This is a genomic window from Phreatobacter aquiterrae, from assembly GCF_053471285.1.
The window spans coordinates 67,652-85,068 of the sequence record NZ_JBJPHW010000002.1 but is presented as its reverse complement, the minus strand read 5'-3'; the positions used below and the strand labels follow the sequence as shown (position 1 = coordinate 85,068).

The following is a 17,417-nucleotide window of genomic DNA, read 5'->3' as shown; positions in this document are numbered from 1 at the left end:
GACACGATGAACGCCCCCAGGGTCCGCGACATGACCGATGCGCCGATCCACGTCGCTGACGAGGAGCGGCGGGTCGACTGGGCGCGCATCTACCGGATCTTCATGCGCGCCCTTGCCGTGCTCGTCATCGGCCGCGGCCTGATGCAATGGCTGGTGATCTGCGGCGGAACCAACGCGGACGGCATTGGCTTCGAGGATTTCCCCCCCGGCCTTCAGGCCTCCACGGTCTTCTTCGCGGTGATCGAACTGGTGGCCGGCGTCGGGCTATGGCTCGCCTCCGCCTGGGGCGGCGTGGTCTGGCTCCTGGCGACCATCGTCGCCGTGGCGATCGATCTGGCCATGCTGGCCGGCCTGCAAGGCTGGGTCCAGGCCGCGGCCCGGCCGCTGCCTGCGACGCTCGCGGACGGCGTCCTGGTCCTGTTCTTCGCCGCCGCAGCGTTTCTCGCGGCGCGGCAGGCGGAAGACGCATTCAACGACTAGGCGGCTGCGGCTGCCCGCCGGCCCGGCCGCCAAGAGCCGGACGGTCCATCGAACAACGGGAGGACATTATGAGCACCATCGCCTTCATCGGCCTCGGCAATATGGGCGGACCCATGGCCGCCAACCTGGTCAGGGCCGGGCATCGCGTCGTCGGCACCGACGTCAGCCCGGCCGCCGTGGAGCGCCATGTCGCGGCGGGCGGCGTTGGGGCCGCGTCCATTCCCGAGGCGCTGACGGACGCCGACGTCATCGTCACCATGCTGCCCTCGGGGCGCGAGGTGAGCGCCCTCTATCGCGGCGAGGCCGGCATCATTGCCAGGGCGAAGGCGGGCGCTCTGCTGATCGATTCCTCCACCATTGACGTCGATACGGCGCGGGCTGTGGCGAAGGAGGCCGCCGCCCGCGGCCTGTCGATGATCGACGCGCCGGTCTCCGGCGGCGTCGGCGGCGCCAGCGCCGGCACGCTGACCTTCATGTGCGGCGGCGAGGATGCCGCCTTCGCCGCGGCGAAGCCCTATCTCGACGCGATGGGCAAGACCATCGTCCATGCCGGCGGGCCCGGGAACGGGCAGGCGGCCAAGATCTGCAACAACATGATCCTCGGCATCACGATGATCGCCACGTCGGAAGCCTTCGTGCTGGCCGAAAAGCTCGGCCTCGACGCGCAGAAGCTCTTCGACATCGCCTCGAAGTCCTCCGGCCAGTCCTGGTCGCTGACCACCTATTGCCCGGTGCCCGGCCCCGTGCCGACCTCGCCCGCCAACCGCAATTATCAGGCCGGCTTCACGGCAGCGATGATGCTGAAGGACCTGAAACTCGCCCAGGACGCAGCCCGCTCGGCGGGAGCGGTCACGCCCCTCGGCGCGGAGGCGACAGCGCTCTACGGGCTCTATGCCGGCCAGGGCGAGGCCGGGACGGACTTCTCGGGGATCGTCAACTTCCTGCGCGGGCAGTGACTGGCAGCCTTCCCTAACGGCACCTCGCGGGGCTGCCCTTGACCGCACGGAAGTTGGCCTGAAAATTCTTCCGCAGGGTCATTGGCTCCATGCTGAACAGGTGTTGAACGCCATCCGGACAAGCCTCCGGATGGCGTCTCCCCGGAATGGTTGACAGGCCATTGCCGGGATTTGAACAGTCCGTAAAGACCACCGGCCATGCCCTTGAGAATCCGCGATTCCGATCCTTTATCGAACGTTGCGCGGATGCCGTCAGGTTTATGAAAAGACAATGAGATATTGTTGAGAAGTCAACGCAATATATTGTTGAGCAAGTAATGGTTAAACCGCCTTCACGCTGTTTGTTCGGGGGCTCTTAAAATTCGCTGTCCTAGATTGGCCTGACACGAGCGGAGGACAGGGCCGCTCGGCCGAGGGCCAAAAAACGCCCCGGCGCCAACCAGGACAAGAGGCGTCCCATGAGCATGTTGACCAAGACGCGCGATGTCGCGTCGCCGCCGATCTCCCCCGAGCGCCTCGAGCGTTTCGAGGCCATCACGCCCGTCTATATGGAAGCGCTGACGCTCATCGAGCGCCTGCACCGCCGCTTGCTGGACGTGATCAAGGACGAGTTCGACCGTCGCAACCGTTCCGACATCAACGCCGTGCAGGCTCTGCTGCTGTTCAACATCGGCGACAGGGAGCTGACGGCCGGCGAGCTGCGCACCAAGGGTTACTATCTCGGCTCGAACGTGTCCTACAATCTCAAGAAGCTGGTCGAGATGGGCTACCTGTCCCACCAGCGCTCGCGCATCGACCGCCGCTCGGTTCGCATCAGCCTCACCGACAAGGGGCATGAGGTCGCCGAGATCGTCAAGGCGCTCTACGCCAAGCACGTCCGCACCGTCGAGCAGGTCGGCGGCATCGGCCTCGATGACTTCAAGTCGCTCAACAAGTCGCTGCTGCGCCTGGAGCGGTTCTGGACCGACCAGATCCTCTATCGCCTCTGACCGCGCGGGACCGGCCATGCACATCCTCTCGTCCGATTGGGCCGTCCTCGCGGCCGGCCTTTCCATGGTTCTGCTGCTCGCCGAGAACATGCTTGGCGTGACGGGCGCGGCCCTGCTTCTGAAGGCGCGCCGCGACCACCGCGAATGAGGGTCTGAGCGACCTCCTCAGACCCCCATCACTCACGAGGCCGGTGTGCCCGCCGGCCTCATTTCTTTTCTTGCCGCCATCCCTGGAGTCCGCGCGCATCCGGTCCCCGGATGGGGGTTCACGGCATTTTGCGGGGCCGATCTGCACGCGATGCCTTGAGTTGGTCACATTGGTTGCCCTAGGTGAAAGACACCTGCCGCTTGGCATTCCTTAAGGATAATGGTGTCTCCTCCCGCTCGGCGGGGTGAAGACCGCCGATCATTCGGAGCCGACACCGTGACCGATCGTTCGACCGCGTCCCCCGCACATCGCCTGCACCGGCGTGCGCTCCTCGGAGGCATGGCGTCTCTCGCTGCCCTCTCCGCAGCGAGCCCCGTTCTCGCCCAGAACGCCCGCCGCGAGGCGGTTGCCGAATGGTCCGACAGCTTCGACGCCGGGTCGCGGTCGCGCTCCACGCGCAATCCCTATCCGGTCCTCGGCCCGCACACCGTGCAGGGGCTCGAGCAGGCCATCGCCCAGTATCAGCAGATCGTCTCGCGCGGCGGCTGGCAGGCTGTCCCGACCCGCGAGCGCCTGCGCATCGGCACGCGCCGGCCGGCCGTCGTCGCCCTGCGCGAGCGGCTGATCGCCTCGGGCGATCTCGACGCCTCCTCCGGCCGGTCCGACGTCTTCGACAGTTTCGTCGACACCGCCGTGAAGCGCTTCCAGACCCGCCACGGCATCTCGCCCGACGGGCAGGTGCGCGAGTCGACCTTCGCCGCGCTCAACGTGCCGGCCGAGATGCGGCTGCGCCAGCTCGAGACCAATCTGGTGCGCGTGCGCGCCCATTCCGGCTTCCTCGGCAACCGCTTCATCGTCATGAACATCCCCGCCGCCCAGCTCGAGGCGGTGGAGAACGGCACGGTCGTCTCGCGCCACGTCACCGTCGTCGGCAAGATCGACCGCCAGTCGCCGATCATCTCGACCCGCGTCCAGGACATCAACTTCAACCCCTACTGGACGGTGCCGGCCTCCATCATCCGCAAGGACCTCATCCCGAAGATGCAGGCCGAGCCGGACTATCTGGCCAAGAACCGCATCCGCGTGTTCAACGGCCAGGGCCAGGAAGTTCCGCCGGAATCCATCAACTGGAATTCCATGGATGCGATGAACTTCCGCTTCCGCCAGGACCCGTTCGAGGGCAACTCGATGGGCAACGTGCGCATCAATATTCCGAACCAGCATGCGGTCTACATGCACGACACGCCCTCCAAGGGCCTGTTCGGCGAGGACCAGCGCTTCCACTCCTCCGGCTGCGCCCGCGTGCAGAACGTGCGCGAGCTCATCGCCTGGATCCTGCAGGGCACGCAGTGGAGCCGCTCGGAAATCGACCGCATCTTCCGCACCACCGACCGGGTCGACGCCAAGCCGCTGCAGCCGGTTCCGGTCTATTGGGTCTACATCACCGGCTGGGCCAATCCGGACGGGCTGGTGCAGTTCCGTGACGACATCTACCAGCGCGACGGCATCGGCGCCCAGGCGGCCGGCGCCAGCGCGCAGCCGGTCGCACTGCGCTGATCACAGCAGATCATCTATCACTTCGAAAGAATGCCCGGCCTCGCGCCGGGCATTCTTGTTTGAGGACGCGTTCCCTGCATCGATGCAAGGCGACCTTCTCTCGACAAGCCAGCGCCGCGGCAAGGCGGCGTGCCCCTCACCACGGCACCCTGACCCGTGGCACAGTGGATCATGCCCGAATCGCCCGCCCGCACCGTCTATTTCGAGCACACGCCGGTCGGCGGCTTCGTGCGCGTCGCGGCGATCTGCGCCGAGACCGGCACCGAGGTCGTGGTCATGGGGCCGGTCCATGCCGCCCTGCATGATCTCGAGCGCCTCGCCCGCCGCAAGCTGGAACGCCGGCTGGCGCAGGATGCGGGGGAGGGCTGACCGCATCGGCACAAGGTCTGGTGTCGGAAGCGCGCTGAACCTTGGACTCGCATCGGGCGCTGTGCTACCGGCTTGCCTCATCTTCCCGACCGAACCGGCGCACCTCCCCGCGCCCACGGAGTGATCCGGATGTCCTCGTCTTCCGCTGCCGCCTACCAGCCCTTCGACGGCTTCTTCTCGGCCTCGCTTGCTGACAGCGATCCCGTCATCTTCGACGCCATCCAGAAGGAACTCGGTCGCCAGCAGCACGAGATCGAGCTGATCGCCTCGGAGAACATCGTCTCGCGCGCCGTCATGGAGGCGCAGGGCTCGGTGATGACCAACAAGTATGCGGAAGGCTATCCGGGCAAGCGCTACTACGGCGGCTGCCAGTTCGTCGACATCGCCGAGAATGTCGCCATCGAGCGGGCCACCAAGCTGTTCGGCTGCAGGTTCGCCAACGTCCAGCCGAACTCCGGCAGCCAGGCGAACCAGGCCGTGTTCATGGCGCTGATGCAGCCGGGCGATACCTTCATGGGCCTCGACCTCGCCGCCGGCGGCCACCTGACCCACGGCTCGCCGGTCAACGTTTCCGGCAAGTGGTTCAAGGTTGCGCCCTATACGGTGCGCCGTGAGGACCAGCTCATCGACATGGACGAGGTGGAGCGCATCGCCCACGAGACGAAGCCGAAGGTGATCGTCGCCGGCGGCTCGGCCTATGCCCGCTTCTGGGACTTCGCCCGCTTCCGCGAAATTGCCGATGCGGTTGGAGCCATTCTCTTTGTCGACATGGCCCATTTTGCCGGCCTGGTGGCGGGCGGCGCCCATCCCTCGCCCTTTCCGCACGCCCATGTGGCGACGACCACCACCCACAAGACTCTGCGCGGCCCGCGCGGCGGCATGATCCTTACCAATGACGAGGACCTCGCCAAGAAGTTCAACTCGGCCGTCTTCCCGGGCATGCAGGGCGGCCCGCTCATGCATGTCATCGCCGCCAAGGCGGTGGCCTTCGGCGAGGCGCTGCGACCGGACTTCAAGTCTTATGCCCACGCCGTCGTCGCCAACGCCAAGGCGCTGGCCGAGACGCTGAAGGCGGCCGGCTTCGACCTCGTCACCGGCGGCACCGACAACCACCTGATGCTGGTCGACCTCCGGCCGAAGAACCTCACCGGCAAGGCCTCCGAGGCAGCCCTCGGGCGCGCCTGGATTACCTGCAACAAGAACGGCATCCCCTTCGACCCGCAGAAGCCCTTCGTCACTTCGGGAGTGCGGCTCGGCACGCCGGTCGGCACGACGCGCGGCTTCGGCATCGCCGAATTCAAGCGTATCGGCGAACTCATCGCCGAGACCCTCGACGGACTGTCGAAGTCCAATTCGGACGAGGGCAATGCCGAGGTCGAGGCCGCCGTGCGGGAGAAGGTGAAGGATCTCGCCGCCCGCTTCCCGATCTATTCCTGACGGGGCGCGCGCACCGTGCGCTGCCCCTTCTGCGGCTTCGCCGACACGCAGGTGAAGGATAGCCGTCCGACCGAGGACGGCTCCGCCATCCGCCGCCGGCGCGTCTGTACGGAATGCGGCGGCCGCTTCACGACTTTTGAGCGGGTGCAGTTGCGCGAGCTCATCGTCGTCAAGCGCTCGGGCAAGCGTGTGCCCTTCGACCGCGACAAGCTGATGCGCTCCATCCAGATCGCACTGCGCAAACGGCCGGTCGATCCCGAACGCGTGGAGAGGCTCGTCTCGGGCATCGTCCGGCAGCTCGAGGCATCGGGGGAGAGCGACATTCCCGCCGAAAACATTGGGCGCATCGTCATGGAGGCGCTGAAGGCGCTCGATGACGTCGCCTATGTCCGCTTCGCCTCCGTCTATCGCAATTTCCGCGATCCGCGCGAATTCCAGCAGCTCATCGGCGAGATGGCCGAGGACGGCGACGCGCCGGCCGATCCCAAACGCCGCTAGCGTCATGGCAGGCGTCGCCTTCACGGCCGCGGACGCGCACTTCATGGATCACGCATTGCGCCTCGGCCGGCGCAACCTCGGCCATGCCTGGCCGAACCCCTCGGTCGGCTGCGTACTGGTGAAGGATGGCGTCATCGTCGGACGCGGCGTGACGCAGGCGGGAGGCCGGCCGCACGGCGAGACCACCGCCATCGCCCATGCCGTTGCCGTGTCGGGCGGGCTGTCGACGCGCGGCGCCACGGCCTATGTCACCCTTGAGCCCTGTTCCCACTACGGGCGGACGGCGCCCTGTTCCGACGCTCTCGCCCGCGCCGGGATCGCCCGCGTCGTCTGCGCCGTCGGCGACCCCGATCCGCGCGTGCACGGGCGCGGCTTCCACATGCTGCGCGCCTACGGGATCGGCGTCGATGTCGGCCTCGGCGGCGGGGAGGCGGGCCTCGACCATCGCGGTCACTTCACCCGGGTGAGGCTCGGCCGCCCCTATGTGCAGTTGAAAATGGCCCTCTCCGCCGACGGCTTCGTCGCCGCTGCCGGGGGCGCCCGCACCCAGATCAGCTGCCCGGCCGCCACAGCCCAATTGCATCTCGTCCGCGCCATGGCTGACGCCATCATGATCGGCATCGGCACCGTGCTGGCGGACGACCCCATGCTCACCTGCCGCCTGCCGGGTATGGAGAATCGCTCGCCGGTCCGGGTCATCATCGACTCGCGCCTGCGCCTGCCGCTCACCTCCCGTCTGGTTGCGACGGCGCGCGACGTGCCGACCTGGGTCATCTCCACCGTGGGCGCGCCACCGGAAGCCGAGCGCGCCCTGCGGCAGGCCGGCTGCGAGGTCATGCTGGTCTCCCGCCGCGATGACGGCTCCGTCGACATGGGCGCCGCCCTGCGCCTGCTCGCCGTCCGCGGCATCACCCGCGTCATGAGCGAAGGCGGGCCGATCCTGGCGGCGACGCTGATGCGATCCCATCTTGCCGACGAGATCATCGTGGCCCGCTCGCCCGCTGCTCTCGGCGCCGGCGTTCCGGGCTTCGTGGAGCCCATGCCCGAGCGCTACCGTCTCGCCGAGAGCCGCATGGCGGGATGCGACCTGCTCGAAACCTTCCGCCCCGATCCGATTGGTCCCTGAGGAGCCCCGCCCCATGTTCACCGGCATCATCACCGACGTGGGCGAGATCGTCGCCGTCGCAGAGACGGGTTCGGCCCGCCACCTCACCGTCGCCTGTTCCTATCCCGCCGAGAGCCTGCCGCTCGGCGCCTCGGTCTGCCACATGGGCATCTGCCTCACCGTCACCTCGCTCACGCCTGAGGGCGAGCGGACGCTGATCACGGTGGATGCGTCAGGCGAAACCCTCGCCCGGACGACCCTCGGGGCCTGGACGGTGGGACAGGCGATCAACCTTGAGCGTTCGCTCCGGATCGGCGACGAACTCGGCGGTCACATCGTCACCGGCCATGTCGATGGCGTCGCCGAGATCGTCTCGCGCGAGGACCGCGACGGCACGGCCTGGTTCGTGTTCCGCGCGCCGCGCGATCTCGCCAGGTTCATCGCCGAGAAGGGCTCGGTCGCGCTCGACGGCACCTCGCTCACCGTCAACGGGGTCGAGGGCGATACCTTCACCGTCACCATGATCCCGCACACGCTGGCGGTGACCACCTGGGGCGCGGCGAAAGCGGGCACCCGAGTCAATATCGAGGTCGACATGATGGCCCGCTATGCGGCCCGCCTTGCGGAGGCGCAGGCTGAGGGCTACTAGAGCCGCTCCCATTCCGAAGGATCTGCCATGGCCGCCCCGCGTTCCGCGCCCGAGCACGTGATTCCGACCCATGCCCGCGTCCTGATCGTCGAGGCGCGGTTCTATGAGGACATCGCTGACGCCCTCCTCGAGGGCGCGATCGCGGCACTGGATGCTGTCGGCGCCACCCACGAGACCCATACCGTCCCCGGGGCACTGGAGATCCCGGCGGCCATCGCCATCCTGATGGACGGCGCTGCCGCCCGCGGCCGTCCCTTCGACGGGGCCGTGGCGCTCGGCACCGTCATCCGCGGCGAGACCACGCATTACGAGATCGTCTCGCAGGAGAGCTCGCGCGCCCTGATGGACCTGTCGGTGTCGCGCAAGATGCCGCTCGGCAACGGCATCCTCACCGTCGAGAACGACGCCCAGGCCTGGACCCGCGCGCGGGCGGGCGAGATGGACAAGGGCGGCGGCGCGGCCAAGGCCTGCCTCGCCATGATCCGCATGAAGCGCGCGGCGGAGAAGGTCTGATGGCCGAACCGGCTCCGAAACAGGCGAACAAGCGCGGCACGGCGCGCCTCGCCGCCGTCCAGGCGCTCTACCAGATGGACGTCGCAGGCTCCGACATCAACGACGTCATCGGTTCCTTCCAGACCTTCTGGATGGGCCGCGAGGTCGAGGGCGAGACCTATCTGCCCGCCGACCACCAGTTCTTCCGCGACATCATCCAGGGCGTGATGCGCGAGCAGCAGCGCATCGACGTGGCGGTGGACCGTATCCTCGCTGACGAGTGGCCGCTGCGCCGCATCGAGGCGGTTCTGCGGGCGGTGCTGCGTGCCGGCACCTACGAACTCTTCGAGCGGCCCGACGTGCCGGCCAAGGTCATCATCGCCGAATATGTCGACGTGGCCGACGCCTTCGTCGACCGCGAGGAAGTCGGCATGGCCAATGCCGTGCTCGACAAGATCGCCAAGCGCGTGCGCGCCGCCGAGATGGGCGAGGCGCCGAAAGCCTGACAGGGTCGGCCCTCCCTTTCGCCCGGGCTTTCGGCCATCATCTGCCCATGACCCGCCCATCCGAAGACGACCTGATTGCCCGCTATTTCGCGCCGCTCGCCACGGCGGCGGGGGCTGACGGTCTGACGGACGACGCCGCCGTCATCCCAGAGGGGGAGGGTGATCTCGTCGTCACCAAGGACATGGCGATCGCCGGCGTCCATTTCTTCCCCGACGACCCGCCGGACCTGATCGCGGCCAAGGCATTGAGGGTCAATCTCTCCGATCTCGCGGCCAAGGGCGCCGTGCCGACCGGCTTCCTGCTTGGCCTCGGCCTGCCGCCCGACTGGACCACGGACTTCCTTGCCGCGTTCGCCGGGGGCCTCGCGCGCGACATCTGGGCCTATGGCTGCCCGCTCTATGGCGGCGACACGGTGAAGGTGCCGGGACCACTGACCATCTCCATTACCGCCTTCGGTCGCGCGAAACGCACCGTTCGCCGGCGCGGCGCGCGAGCTGGCGACGTCATCTGCGTCACCGGAACGATCGGCGACGGCGCGCTCGGTGTGATCGCCCGCGCCGCGGAACGCGATCCCGCCACGGCCCCGGCCTGGCTTGGCGCTCTCGCCCTCGAACATCGCCGTCATCTCGTGGACCGCTATCTCGCTCCCAGGCCTCGGACGACCTTGGTGGAGGCGGTCGGCCGCTGGGCCAGCGCCGCCATGGACGTTTCGGATGGCCTTGCGGGAGACCTCGCAAAGATGATGGCGGCCTCGGGGACCGGGGCGGTCGTCCGGCTCGCCGATGTGCCGCTCTCGGCCGCCGCCCGCGCGACCTTGGCGGCCGACACGACGCTCCGGCAGCGGATCATGACCGGTGGCGACGACTACGAGATCCTGCTCGCCTGCGCCCCGGATGGTCTCCCGGAGCTTTTGGCAGCCGCAGGGCATGCGAGCGTGCCGCTGGCGATCATCGGGGAGGTGACCGTCGAGGGAGGGACCCGCTTCCTCGATGCGGCGGGCGCACCCGTCTCCTTCGGCTCCGGCCGCTACGAGCACTTCTGAGCGGCATCGCAGGGCGCCATGCGTGCCGCGCCGGGACCGCCATCCTCTCGCATGGGGTGTCATCGCGGCAATCTCGCCTAACATCTCATAAAACAGATGCCCCCGAAGGAGCCCCCGAATGAGCGACGGAGCCAACGAGATCACCGCCAGGGACGCGCTGCGGCAGGTCTATGACCAGCCCGCCGAGATGACGACGAAGAAGATTCTCAACCGGCTCGACGACCATTGCCGCCGCTTTATCGCGCTGTCGCCGTTCCTCACCATCGCCAGCACCAGCGACAGCGGCACGGACTGCTCGCCGCGCGGCGACGAGCCGGGCTTCGTCCGCGTCGTCGACGACCGCACGCTGATCCTGCCCGACCGCCGCGGCAACAACATCCTCGACACGCTGTAGAACGTGCTGGCAAGGCCGGACGTCGGCCTGCTCTTCCTGGTTCCGGGCCTCAACGAGACGCTGCGCGTCAACGGCAAGGCGCGCCTCGTCACCGACCCCGGCCTGCTGCAGGCCATGGCGATCAGGGGCACGATCGTCCCGAGCTCGGCGATGGAGATCGCCGTGGAGCAGGTCTATTTCCACTGCGGCCGGGCGATCCTGCGCGCCGATCTCTGGAACGCCGACAAGAAGGTCGGCCGCGATGCCTTCCCGCTGCTCGGCACCGTTCTCGCCGACCAGATCAGGAGCGTCGACGCCGACGCGACAAACAAGCGGCTCGAGACGGCCTACACGACCAATCTCTACTGATCGGGATTTGACCCGGACAGGAAAAAGGCCCCGGCGATGACCGGGGCCTTGTTCGTCTCTCGGTGAAGAAAGTTCACTCCCAGGCCATCACGACGTGGCCGGGCGAGACTTCGCGGTACTGGCGGACCGGCGGCACGTAGTCGGGCGCGCGCACCGGGCTCATGATCTCGTCATTGGAGACGCCGCGCTTCTGCAGGCGGCGGGCCGGGTCGGGGATCGGCACCGCCGACATCAGCTTCTTCGTGTAGGGGTGCTGGGCATTGCCGAAGACCGCGGCGCGCGGGCCGATCTCGACGATCTCGCCGAGATACATGACGGCGACGCGATGGCACATGCGCTCCACGACCGCGATGTCATGGGAGATAAAGAGGTAGGCGAGGCCCATGCTCGCCTGCAGGTCGAGCATCAGGTTGACGACCTGCGCCTTCACCGAGACGTCGAGCGCCGAGACCGCCTCGTCGGCGACGATCAGCTTCGGGCCGAGGGCGAGCGCGCGGGCGATGCAGATGCGCTGGCGCTGGCCGCCGGAGAACTCGTGCGGATAGCGCGAGGCCATGTCGGGCGTGAGGCCGACGCGGGTGAGGAGGTCGGCAACGCGATCGCGCGCCTCCGCGCCGGTCGCCAGGCCGTGTGCATAGAAAGGCTCGGCAATGGCCGAGCCGATCGACATGCGCGGATTGAGGCTGGCGAAGGGGTCCTGGAAGATGATCTGCATGCGCTTGCGCATGTCGCGCAGCTTGCCGCCCTCCATGGAGAGGACGTCCTCGCCATCGACCAGAACCGAGCCGGAGTTCGGCTGGATCAGGCGCAGGATGGAGCGGCCGGTCGTCGACTTGCCGCAGCCCGATTCGCCCACCAGCGCCAGCGTCTCGCCCGAGTGCAGCGAGAACGACACGTTCTCGACCGCGTGAACGCGGCCGGAGACCTTGCCGAACAGGCCGGAATGCATGTCGAAGCGGGTGGTCAGGTTGGCGACCTCGAGTACGGGGCGCTCGGCAGCCTTGACCGTGTCCGGCGTCTCGATCGGCACGTCGCTCTCGCCCGTCAACTTGTCGACGATGGGAAAGCGCATCGGGCGGGCGATGCCCGTCATGGAACCGAGCTGCGGCACCGCCGAGAGCAGCGCCTTGGTATAGGGGTGGGCGGGCGCGGCGAAGATCTGCCCGGTCTCGCCGGCCTCCACGGCCTTGCCGTGATACATGACCACGGTGCGGTCGGCGATCTCGGCGACGACGCCCATGTCGTGCGTGATGAAGAGGACGGACATGTCCTCCTCCTCCTGCAGAACCTTGATGAGTTCGAGGATCTGCGCCTGGATCGTCACGTCGAGGGCAGTGGTCGGCTCGTCGGCGATCAGCAGCTTCGGCCGGCAGGCCAGCGCCATGGCGATCATGACGCGCTGGCGCATGCCGCCGGAGAAGCGGTGCGGATATTCATGGAAACGCGACTTGGCGGCGGGAATGCGTACCTTCTCCAGAAGGCGCACCGTCTCGGCCTCGGCCTCCTGGCGCGACATGCCGCGGTGGTAGATCAGCGCCTCGGCGATCTGGAATCCGATGGTCAGCACCGGATTGAGCGAGGTCATCGGCTCCTGGAAGATCATCGCGACTTCGTTGCCGCGCACGTGGTGCATCGCCTTCTCGGGCAGCGTGGTCAGCTCGCGGCCGGCCAGCTTGATGCTGCCTTCGACGCGGCCGCTCTGCGGCGGGATCAGGCGCATGATCGAGAGGGCGGTCACGGACTTGCCGGAACCGGATTCGCCGACGATCGCCACCGTCTCCTTGGGTCCGACATCGAAGGATACGCCGCGAACGACGGCGTTCCACTCGCCCTCGCGCACGAACGACGTCACCAGGTTCGACACCGACAGGACAGGGCCGGTATTGGGGGCGGGGGCCACGGAATCGGCAGTGGTCTGGGGCTGGGCGCTCACGTCGGATGTCACTCGTTCTTGAATGTTGGGGGGCGGGCCTTGGGAAGCCCACCGGACCCGCATCCTTATGCAACATCCATTCCATTGCAACCCGCGCCGGGCATGCCCCCGATGCTGTGCGAGGGCCTGGCGCAGAACGCCCATTCCGGACGGACCGTCGCCCACGGGCGCGGCAGTGAGCGCCTTGACGATGGGCAGCAGCAGCCGGATCGGCCGCGATGACGGCGCTTCCGCGCCGGCGCGGGCTCGGTTAGGTCTGCGGCAACGGCCCGGAGATTTCGTATGACCGTCAGACCGCTCGTGATGTTTCCCGATCCCCGCCTCAGGCTGAGGGCCGATTCCGTCGAGGTTTTCGACGAAGCGCTCCAACGCCTGGCGCAGGACCTGATCGACACGCTGGTCGCGGCCCCGGCCATCGGCCTCACCGCCTGCCATATCGGCGTGCCCCAGCGGCTGGTCGCGATCCGTCTCGCCGATGACGCGCTCATGCGACTCTATGTCAATCCGCAAATCCTGTGGACATCGCCCGAGACGAAGATCGAGCGGGAAGGCTCGGTCTCCATGCCCGGAATTTCCGAAGAAGTGGAACGCCCCGTGCGCATCGGGCTGACCTGGACCACGCTGGCGGGCATCGAGGAGAGGGGCGAGGCCGACGGCTTCCTCGCCGTCGTCCTGCAGCACGAGATCGACCAGCTCGACGGCATCTTCTGGCTCGACCGCCTGTCGCGTCTGAAGCGCGAGCGGGCGGTGAAGCGCTACGGGAAACTGCGGCGGCCGACAGGCTAGCGGCAGGAGCAGCGCGAGCCGGGCGTGAAGTTGTTCCGCCGGGCGAAGTTCTGCGCGTCCGAGAGGTAGCTGAACTGTCCGAAGGCGCAGATGCCGGACCCCCGGGCGATGCGCATCTGCTCGAAGGAGCGGCTGTCGATCTCGATCCTGCCGTTGGCGCAGTAGACGCCATAGGCGAAGGCGGGGCTGGCGACGGCGATCACGGTTGCGGCGAGGGTGAGTGCGAGGATCGGCAGGCGGCGCATGGAAGCTCCTTGAGCGGCATGGGGCGCGGGCAATGGCTCCAGGCTGAGGCGGCATCGATCGGGATGATGTCGGGAGGGCGGGCGGCATGTTTCCTCACCCTCACCAGCGTGGCTTGCGCTTCTCGACGAAGGCGGCGAGCCCCTCCTGCGCCGCGGGCGTCACCGCCACGTTGCAGAAGTCCTCGACCGCATTGGCGATGGAGCGCCGGTAGTCGAGATCGTTCTGGCGCATGAAGGCGGCCCGTCCGAGCCGCATCACGGTCTCCGACTTCGCCGCGAATGTCTCGGCCAGCGCCATGGCTGCGGCATCGGCCTCGCCGGCGGGCACGAGGCGGCTGACGAGGCCGAGATCGGCCGCTTCCTGCGCGCCGAAGCTGCGCCCGGTGAACAGCAGCTCGAAGGCGCGGTGACGTCCCACGATGCGCGGCAGGTGGGCGAAGTGGATGGCCGGGATCACCCCCACGTCGACCTCGGGATAGCCGAACGTTGCATCTTCCGAGGCCACCAGCACGTCGCAGGAAATGGCCATCGTCACCCCGCCGCCGCGCGCCGCGCCGCCGACCGCCGCGATCGAGGGTTTCCCGAGGTCGTATTGGGCATCGTAGAGGTCGGTGTAGAGCGCCTGCAGGAACTCCCTCACCTCCTCGCCCGACTTGCCGAGGATGACGTCGAGATCGAGCCCGGCGCAGAAGCGGTCGGCGACCGCGCTGGTCAGGACGACGGCGCGCAGGCCCCTGTCGGCCGCCGCCTCGCGCAGAGCCGCCACCAGCGCCCGGATCATGGCGAGGCTCATTGCGTTGACCGGCGGCCGGTCGATGACGATCCGGCCGATGGCCCCGGCCCTTTCAAGGCGCACCGGAGGACGGGTGGTGGCGAGGCTGTCGGGCATGGGATCACCGGCGTCAGGGGAGGGACTTCGACCACAATGGCGGCTGGGGCAGCCGGGGTCAGCCGGTCCGTCTGGCGGAGGCTGGCGCGGCGGGAGGGTCCGGGACCTTCCGCACCGTTATTTGCCGGCGGCTCGGCTATGCTTGGCCCTGCGCATGAGCGCGAATCGGATCGGGAGCAGGGCAATGGCAGGCAAGTTCGTGCTGACCAAGGGCAAGAGCGGTCAGTTCCACTTCACCCTCAAGGCGTCGAACGGGCAGGTCATCCTGTCCAGCGAGCACTACACGACGAAGGCCGCCGCCACGAACGGCATCGAGAGCGTCAGGAAGAATGGTCCCGAGGACGCGCGCTACGAGCGCAAGCTGGCAAAGTCCGGCGCTCCGATGTTCAACCTCAAGGCGACGAACGGCCAGATCATCGGCACCAGCGAGACCTATTCGTCGGAAGCGGCACGCGATGCCGGCATCGAGAGCGTCAAGAAGAACGCCCCCGACGCCAAGCTGGACGATACGACGGCCGCCTGAGCGGACGTCAGGTCGTGATGCATCGCTGAGCCCGCGCGGGCGATCCGCCCGCGACCGGCCTGTCGTGACTGCCTATCCCTCGACCGCGATTTCCTTGCGCTTGGCGTTGATCCAGGGGACGAGGGCCGTCGCCAGGATGATCGCCGAGGCGATGACGAAGAAGGCCGAGATCGGCCGCTCGATGAAGGTCATCCAGCTGCCGCGCGACAGGATCAGCGCCTTGCGCAGGTTGTTCTCGAACATCGGGCCGAGCACGAAGCCGAGCACCAGAGGCGCCGGCTCGTAGCCCCAGCGCGCCACCAGCCAGCCGACGACGCCGAAGGCGATCATCACGTAGAGGTCGAAGATCTGCCCCGACGTCGCATAGACGCCGATGCAGCAGAATAGGAGGATCAGCGGAAACAGGATGCCATAGGGCACCTGCAGGCACTTCACCCACAGCCCGATCAGCGGCAGGTTGAGGATCAGCAGCATGACATTGCCGACATACATGGAGGCGACCACGCCCCAGAAGAGGTCCGGCCGCTGTGTGATCATGGTCGGGCCGACCGGCACGTTGTGGATGATCAGCGCACCGAGGAGCAGGGCGAGCACGGCATTGGGCGGAATGCCGAGCGTCATCAGCGGGATGAAGGCCGAACCGGCCGCCGCGTTGTTCGCCGCCTCCGGTCCGGCCACGCCCTCGATGGCGCCCTTGCCGAAACGCTCCGGCGTCTTCGACAGCCGCCGCTCCATCGCATAGGAGACGAAGGAGGAGATAACGGCGCCGCCGCCCGGCAGGATGCCGAGCACGAAGCCGAGCGCCGTGCCGCGCACGATGGCCCAGCGGCTCGCGACCCAGTCGGCCGAGGTCAGCCAGAGCCGGCCGACCTTGCTCTCGACCACCGTGCGGTCGGTGCCGCTCTCCAGGTTCTTGAAGATCTCGGCGACGCCGAACAGGCCCATGACGACCGGCACGAGGCCGATGCCGTCGAGCAGCTCCAGCCGGTCGAAGGTGAGGCGCGGAAGGGCGTTGATGGAATCGATGCCGATCAGGCCGAGGATGAGGCCGATGCCGGCCATGACCAGCGATTTCAGCACGGAGGCCTGCGACAGATAGGCGATCAGGCAGAGGCCGAGCAGCATCAACGCGCAGTATTCGGCCGGTCCGAAGGCGAGCGCCACCTTGATCATGATCGGCGCCAGCAGGATGAGGCCGAACAGCGCCACGGTGCCGGCGAAGAACGAACCGATGGCGGCGACGAAGAGCGCCGCTCCGGCGCGCCCCTGCTTCGCCATCTCATGGCCGTCGAGGCAGGTCACGACGGAAGCGGCCTCGCCGGGGATGCGGACGAGGATGGAGGTGGTCGAGCCGCCATACATCGAGCCGTAGTAGATGCCGGCGAGCATGATGACGGCGCCGGTCGGCGGGATGGCGAAGGTCGCGGGAAGCAGCAGCGACATGGCCGCGATGGGGCCGATGCCCGGCAGCACGCCGACCAGCGTGCCGATCAGCACCCCGGCGAAGCAGTAGAAGAGGTTGTCCGGCGAGAGCGCAATGACGAAGCCGGTTCCAAGCTGACCGAGAAGGTCCATGGCTCAGCTCCCGAACAGCGTGTTGACGAGGATGCCGGGGGGCAGGTTGCTCCCCAGAACCTTGGCGAAGAGGTACCAGCAGATCAGGGCCGATGCGACGCCGAGGCCGAGCGATACGGGCCAGCGATAGCCGCCGACGAAGGTGAAAAGCCCGGTGAGCAGCGCTGCCGAGGTCAGGATGAAACCGAGGGGCTGCAGCGCGATTGCATAGAAGACGAGCGCGGCGATCCCGATCAGCGGTTGCGCGATGGGGCCGCCGGCCGGCGGCATGTCGGCGGGCGTGCGTCCCGCCGGAGCGAGGAGGCCCGTCACGCCGAGGGCCGCGCCGGCGACGACCATCGCCACCCCGATCCACCAGAACATGAAGCCCGAGCCGGGCTCCGTCGGCTCGCCGAGACCGAGATCCACACCCTCCCGCACGAGGAAGGCGCCGAGGCCGGCAATGGCCGCGGCGGCCACCAGATCGGGAATGCGCATGGAGGCCGCCTCTTGGCG

At 67.9% G+C, this 17,417-nt stretch carries 22 protein-coding genes; 17 read left to right on the top strand and 5 right to left on the bottom strand.

The window, feature by feature from the left end; translation table 11 throughout:
• Positions 1-6: 6 nt before the first annotated feature.
• The 15 genes from ACJ4V0_RS02880 to ACJ4V0_RS02810 all read left to right on the top strand — a co-directional run bounded on the left by ACJ4V0_RS02880 (position 7) and on the right by ACJ4V0_RS02810 (position 10,971).
• Positions 7-480 carry a DUF6163 family protein gene (locus ACJ4V0_RS02880; RefSeq protein WP_448298049.1) on the top strand — a complete coding sequence of 158 codons (474 nt, stop codon included), beginning with the start codon at positions 7-9 and terminating at the stop codon, positions 478-480.
• Positions 481-548: 68 nt separating this feature from the next.
• Positions 549-1,436: a 3-hydroxyisobutyrate dehydrogenase gene (gene mmsB / locus ACJ4V0_RS02875; protein ID WP_448298048.1), complete on the top strand. Its 888-nt coding sequence runs from the start codon at positions 549-551 to the stop codon at positions 1,434-1,436.
• Between the two features lie 464 nt (positions 1,437-1,900).
• Positions 1,901-2,425 (top strand): transcriptional regulator LdtR, encoded by a 525-nt coding sequence (gene ldtR, locus ACJ4V0_RS02870; RefSeq protein ID WP_448298460.1) that lies wholly within the window; start codon positions 1,901-1,903, stop codon positions 2,423-2,425.
• A gap of 16 nt (positions 2,426-2,441) precedes the next feature.
• Positions 2,442-2,573, top strand: coding sequence for a hypothetical protein (locus ACJ4V0_RS02865; protein WP_448298047.1), 132 nt, complete (start codon positions 2,442-2,444; stop codon positions 2,571-2,573).
• Between the two features lie 276 nt (positions 2,574-2,849).
• Positions 2,850-4,130: a L,D-transpeptidase family protein gene (locus ACJ4V0_RS02860; protein ID WP_448298046.1), complete on the top strand. Its 1,281-nt coding sequence runs from the start codon at positions 2,850-2,852 to the stop codon at positions 4,128-4,130.
• A gap of 171 nt (positions 4,131-4,301) precedes the next feature.
• Positions 4,302-4,499 carry a DUF6898 family protein gene (locus tag ACJ4V0_RS02855; protein ID WP_448298045.1) on the top strand — a complete coding sequence of 66 codons (198 nt, stop codon included), beginning with the start codon at positions 4,302-4,304 and terminating at the stop codon, positions 4,497-4,499.
• 129 nt (positions 4,500-4,628) lie between these two features.
• The gene (glyA, locus tag ACJ4V0_RS02850) at positions 4,629-5,936 is read left to right on the top strand and encodes a serine hydroxymethyltransferase (protein ID WP_448298044.1); all 1,308 of its coding nucleotides are present in this window, start codon (positions 4,629-4,631) and stop codon (positions 5,934-5,936) included.
• 15 nt (positions 5,937-5,951) lie between these two features.
• Positions 5,952-6,434, top strand: a complete 483-nt coding sequence (gene nrdR, locus ACJ4V0_RS02845) for a transcriptional regulator NrdR (protein WP_448298043.1) — start codon at positions 5,952-5,954, stop codon at positions 6,432-6,434.
• A 43-nt stretch (positions 6,435-6,477) separates the two neighbouring features.
• Positions 6,478-7,560: a bifunctional diaminohydroxyphosphoribosylaminopyrimidine deaminase/5-amino-6-(5-phosphoribosylamino)uracil reductase RibD gene (ribD, locus tag ACJ4V0_RS02840; protein ID WP_448298042.1), complete on the top strand. Its 1,083-nt coding sequence runs from the start codon at positions 6,478-6,480 to the stop codon at positions 7,558-7,560.
• 13 nt (positions 7,561-7,573) lie between these two features.
• Positions 7,574-8,188, top strand: a complete 615-nt coding sequence (locus ACJ4V0_RS02835; protein WP_448298041.1) for a riboflavin synthase — start codon at positions 7,574-7,576, stop codon at positions 8,186-8,188.
• A 27-nt stretch (positions 8,189-8,215) separates the two neighbouring features.
• Complete coding sequence (ribH, locus tag ACJ4V0_RS02830) at positions 8,216-8,701, top strand: 6,7-dimethyl-8-ribityllumazine synthase (protein WP_448298040.1); 486 nt, start codon at positions 8,216-8,218, stop codon at positions 8,699-8,701.
• Positions 8,701-9,186, top strand: coding sequence for a transcription antitermination factor NusB (gene nusB, locus ACJ4V0_RS02825; protein WP_448298039.1), 486 nt, complete (start codon positions 8,701-8,703; stop codon positions 9,184-9,186). The genes ribH and nusB overlap by 1 nt, the downstream gene beginning before the upstream one ends.
• Positions 9,187-9,233: 47 nt before the next feature.
• Entirely contained in the window at positions 9,234-10,229 is a 996-nt protein-coding gene (gene thiL, locus ACJ4V0_RS02820; protein WP_448298038.1) for a thiamine-phosphate kinase, read from the top strand.
• Positions 10,230-10,347: 118 nt separating this feature from the next.
• Positions 10,348-10,623, top strand: coding sequence for a PNPOx family protein (locus tag ACJ4V0_RS02815; RefSeq protein WP_448298037.1), 276 nt, complete (start codon positions 10,348-10,350; stop codon positions 10,621-10,623).
• A gap of 3 nt (positions 10,624-10,626) precedes the next feature.
• Positions 10,627-10,971 carry a PNPOx family protein gene (locus ACJ4V0_RS02810; protein ID WP_448298036.1) on the top strand — a complete coding sequence of 115 codons (345 nt, stop codon included), beginning with the start codon at positions 10,627-10,629 and terminating at the stop codon, positions 10,969-10,971.
• Between the two features lie 73 nt (positions 10,972-11,044).
• Here ACJ4V0_RS02810 and ACJ4V0_RS02805 read toward each other — a convergent pair whose 3' ends face one another.
• Positions 11,045-12,904 carry an ABC transporter ATP-binding protein gene (locus ACJ4V0_RS02805; RefSeq protein WP_448298035.1) on the bottom strand — a complete coding sequence of 620 codons (1,860 nt, stop codon included), beginning with the start codon at positions 12,902-12,904 and terminating at the stop codon, positions 11,045-11,047.
• Positions 12,905-13,186: 282 nt separating this feature from the next.
• Here ACJ4V0_RS02805 and ACJ4V0_RS02800 point away from each other — a divergent pair, with 282 nt between their 5' ends.
• Positions 13,187-13,690 carry a peptide deformylase gene (locus tag ACJ4V0_RS02800; protein ID WP_448298034.1) on the top strand — a complete coding sequence of 168 codons (504 nt, stop codon included), beginning with the start codon at positions 13,187-13,189 and terminating at the stop codon, positions 13,688-13,690.
• Here the strand turns inward: ACJ4V0_RS02800 and ACJ4V0_RS02795 are convergent.
• A complete protein-coding gene (locus ACJ4V0_RS02795) occupies positions 13,687-13,935 on the bottom strand; it encodes a hypothetical protein (RefSeq protein ID WP_448298033.1) in 249 nt (82 codons plus the stop codon). The genes ACJ4V0_RS02800 and ACJ4V0_RS02795 overlap by 4 nt on opposite strands.
• 100 nt (positions 13,936-14,035) lie before the next feature.
• Positions 14,036-14,824, bottom strand: coding sequence for an enoyl-CoA hydratase/isomerase family protein (locus tag ACJ4V0_RS02790; protein ID WP_448298032.1), 789 nt, complete (start codon positions 14,822-14,824; stop codon positions 14,036-14,038).
• A gap of 184 nt (positions 14,825-15,008) precedes the next feature.
• On the opposite strand from ACJ4V0_RS02790, the gene ACJ4V0_RS02785 reads away from it, so the two are divergent.
• Complete coding sequence (locus ACJ4V0_RS02785; RefSeq protein ID WP_448298031.1) at positions 15,009-15,347, top strand: YegP family protein; 339 nt, start codon at positions 15,009-15,011, stop codon at positions 15,345-15,347.
• 72 nt (positions 15,348-15,419) lie between these two features.
• Here ACJ4V0_RS02785 and ACJ4V0_RS02780 read toward each other — a convergent pair whose 3' ends face one another.
• Both ACJ4V0_RS02780 and ACJ4V0_RS02775 read right to left on the bottom strand, forming a co-directional pair.
• Positions 15,420-16,922: a tripartite tricarboxylate transporter permease gene (locus ACJ4V0_RS02780; protein WP_448298030.1), complete on the bottom strand. Its 1,503-nt coding sequence runs from the start codon at positions 16,920-16,922 to the stop codon at positions 15,420-15,422.
• 3 nt (positions 16,923-16,925) lie between these two features.
• Positions 16,926-17,399, bottom strand: coding sequence for a tripartite tricarboxylate transporter TctB family protein (locus ACJ4V0_RS02775; protein ID WP_448298029.1), 474 nt, complete (start codon positions 17,397-17,399; stop codon positions 16,926-16,928).
• Positions 17,400-17,417 lie beyond the last annotated feature (18 nt).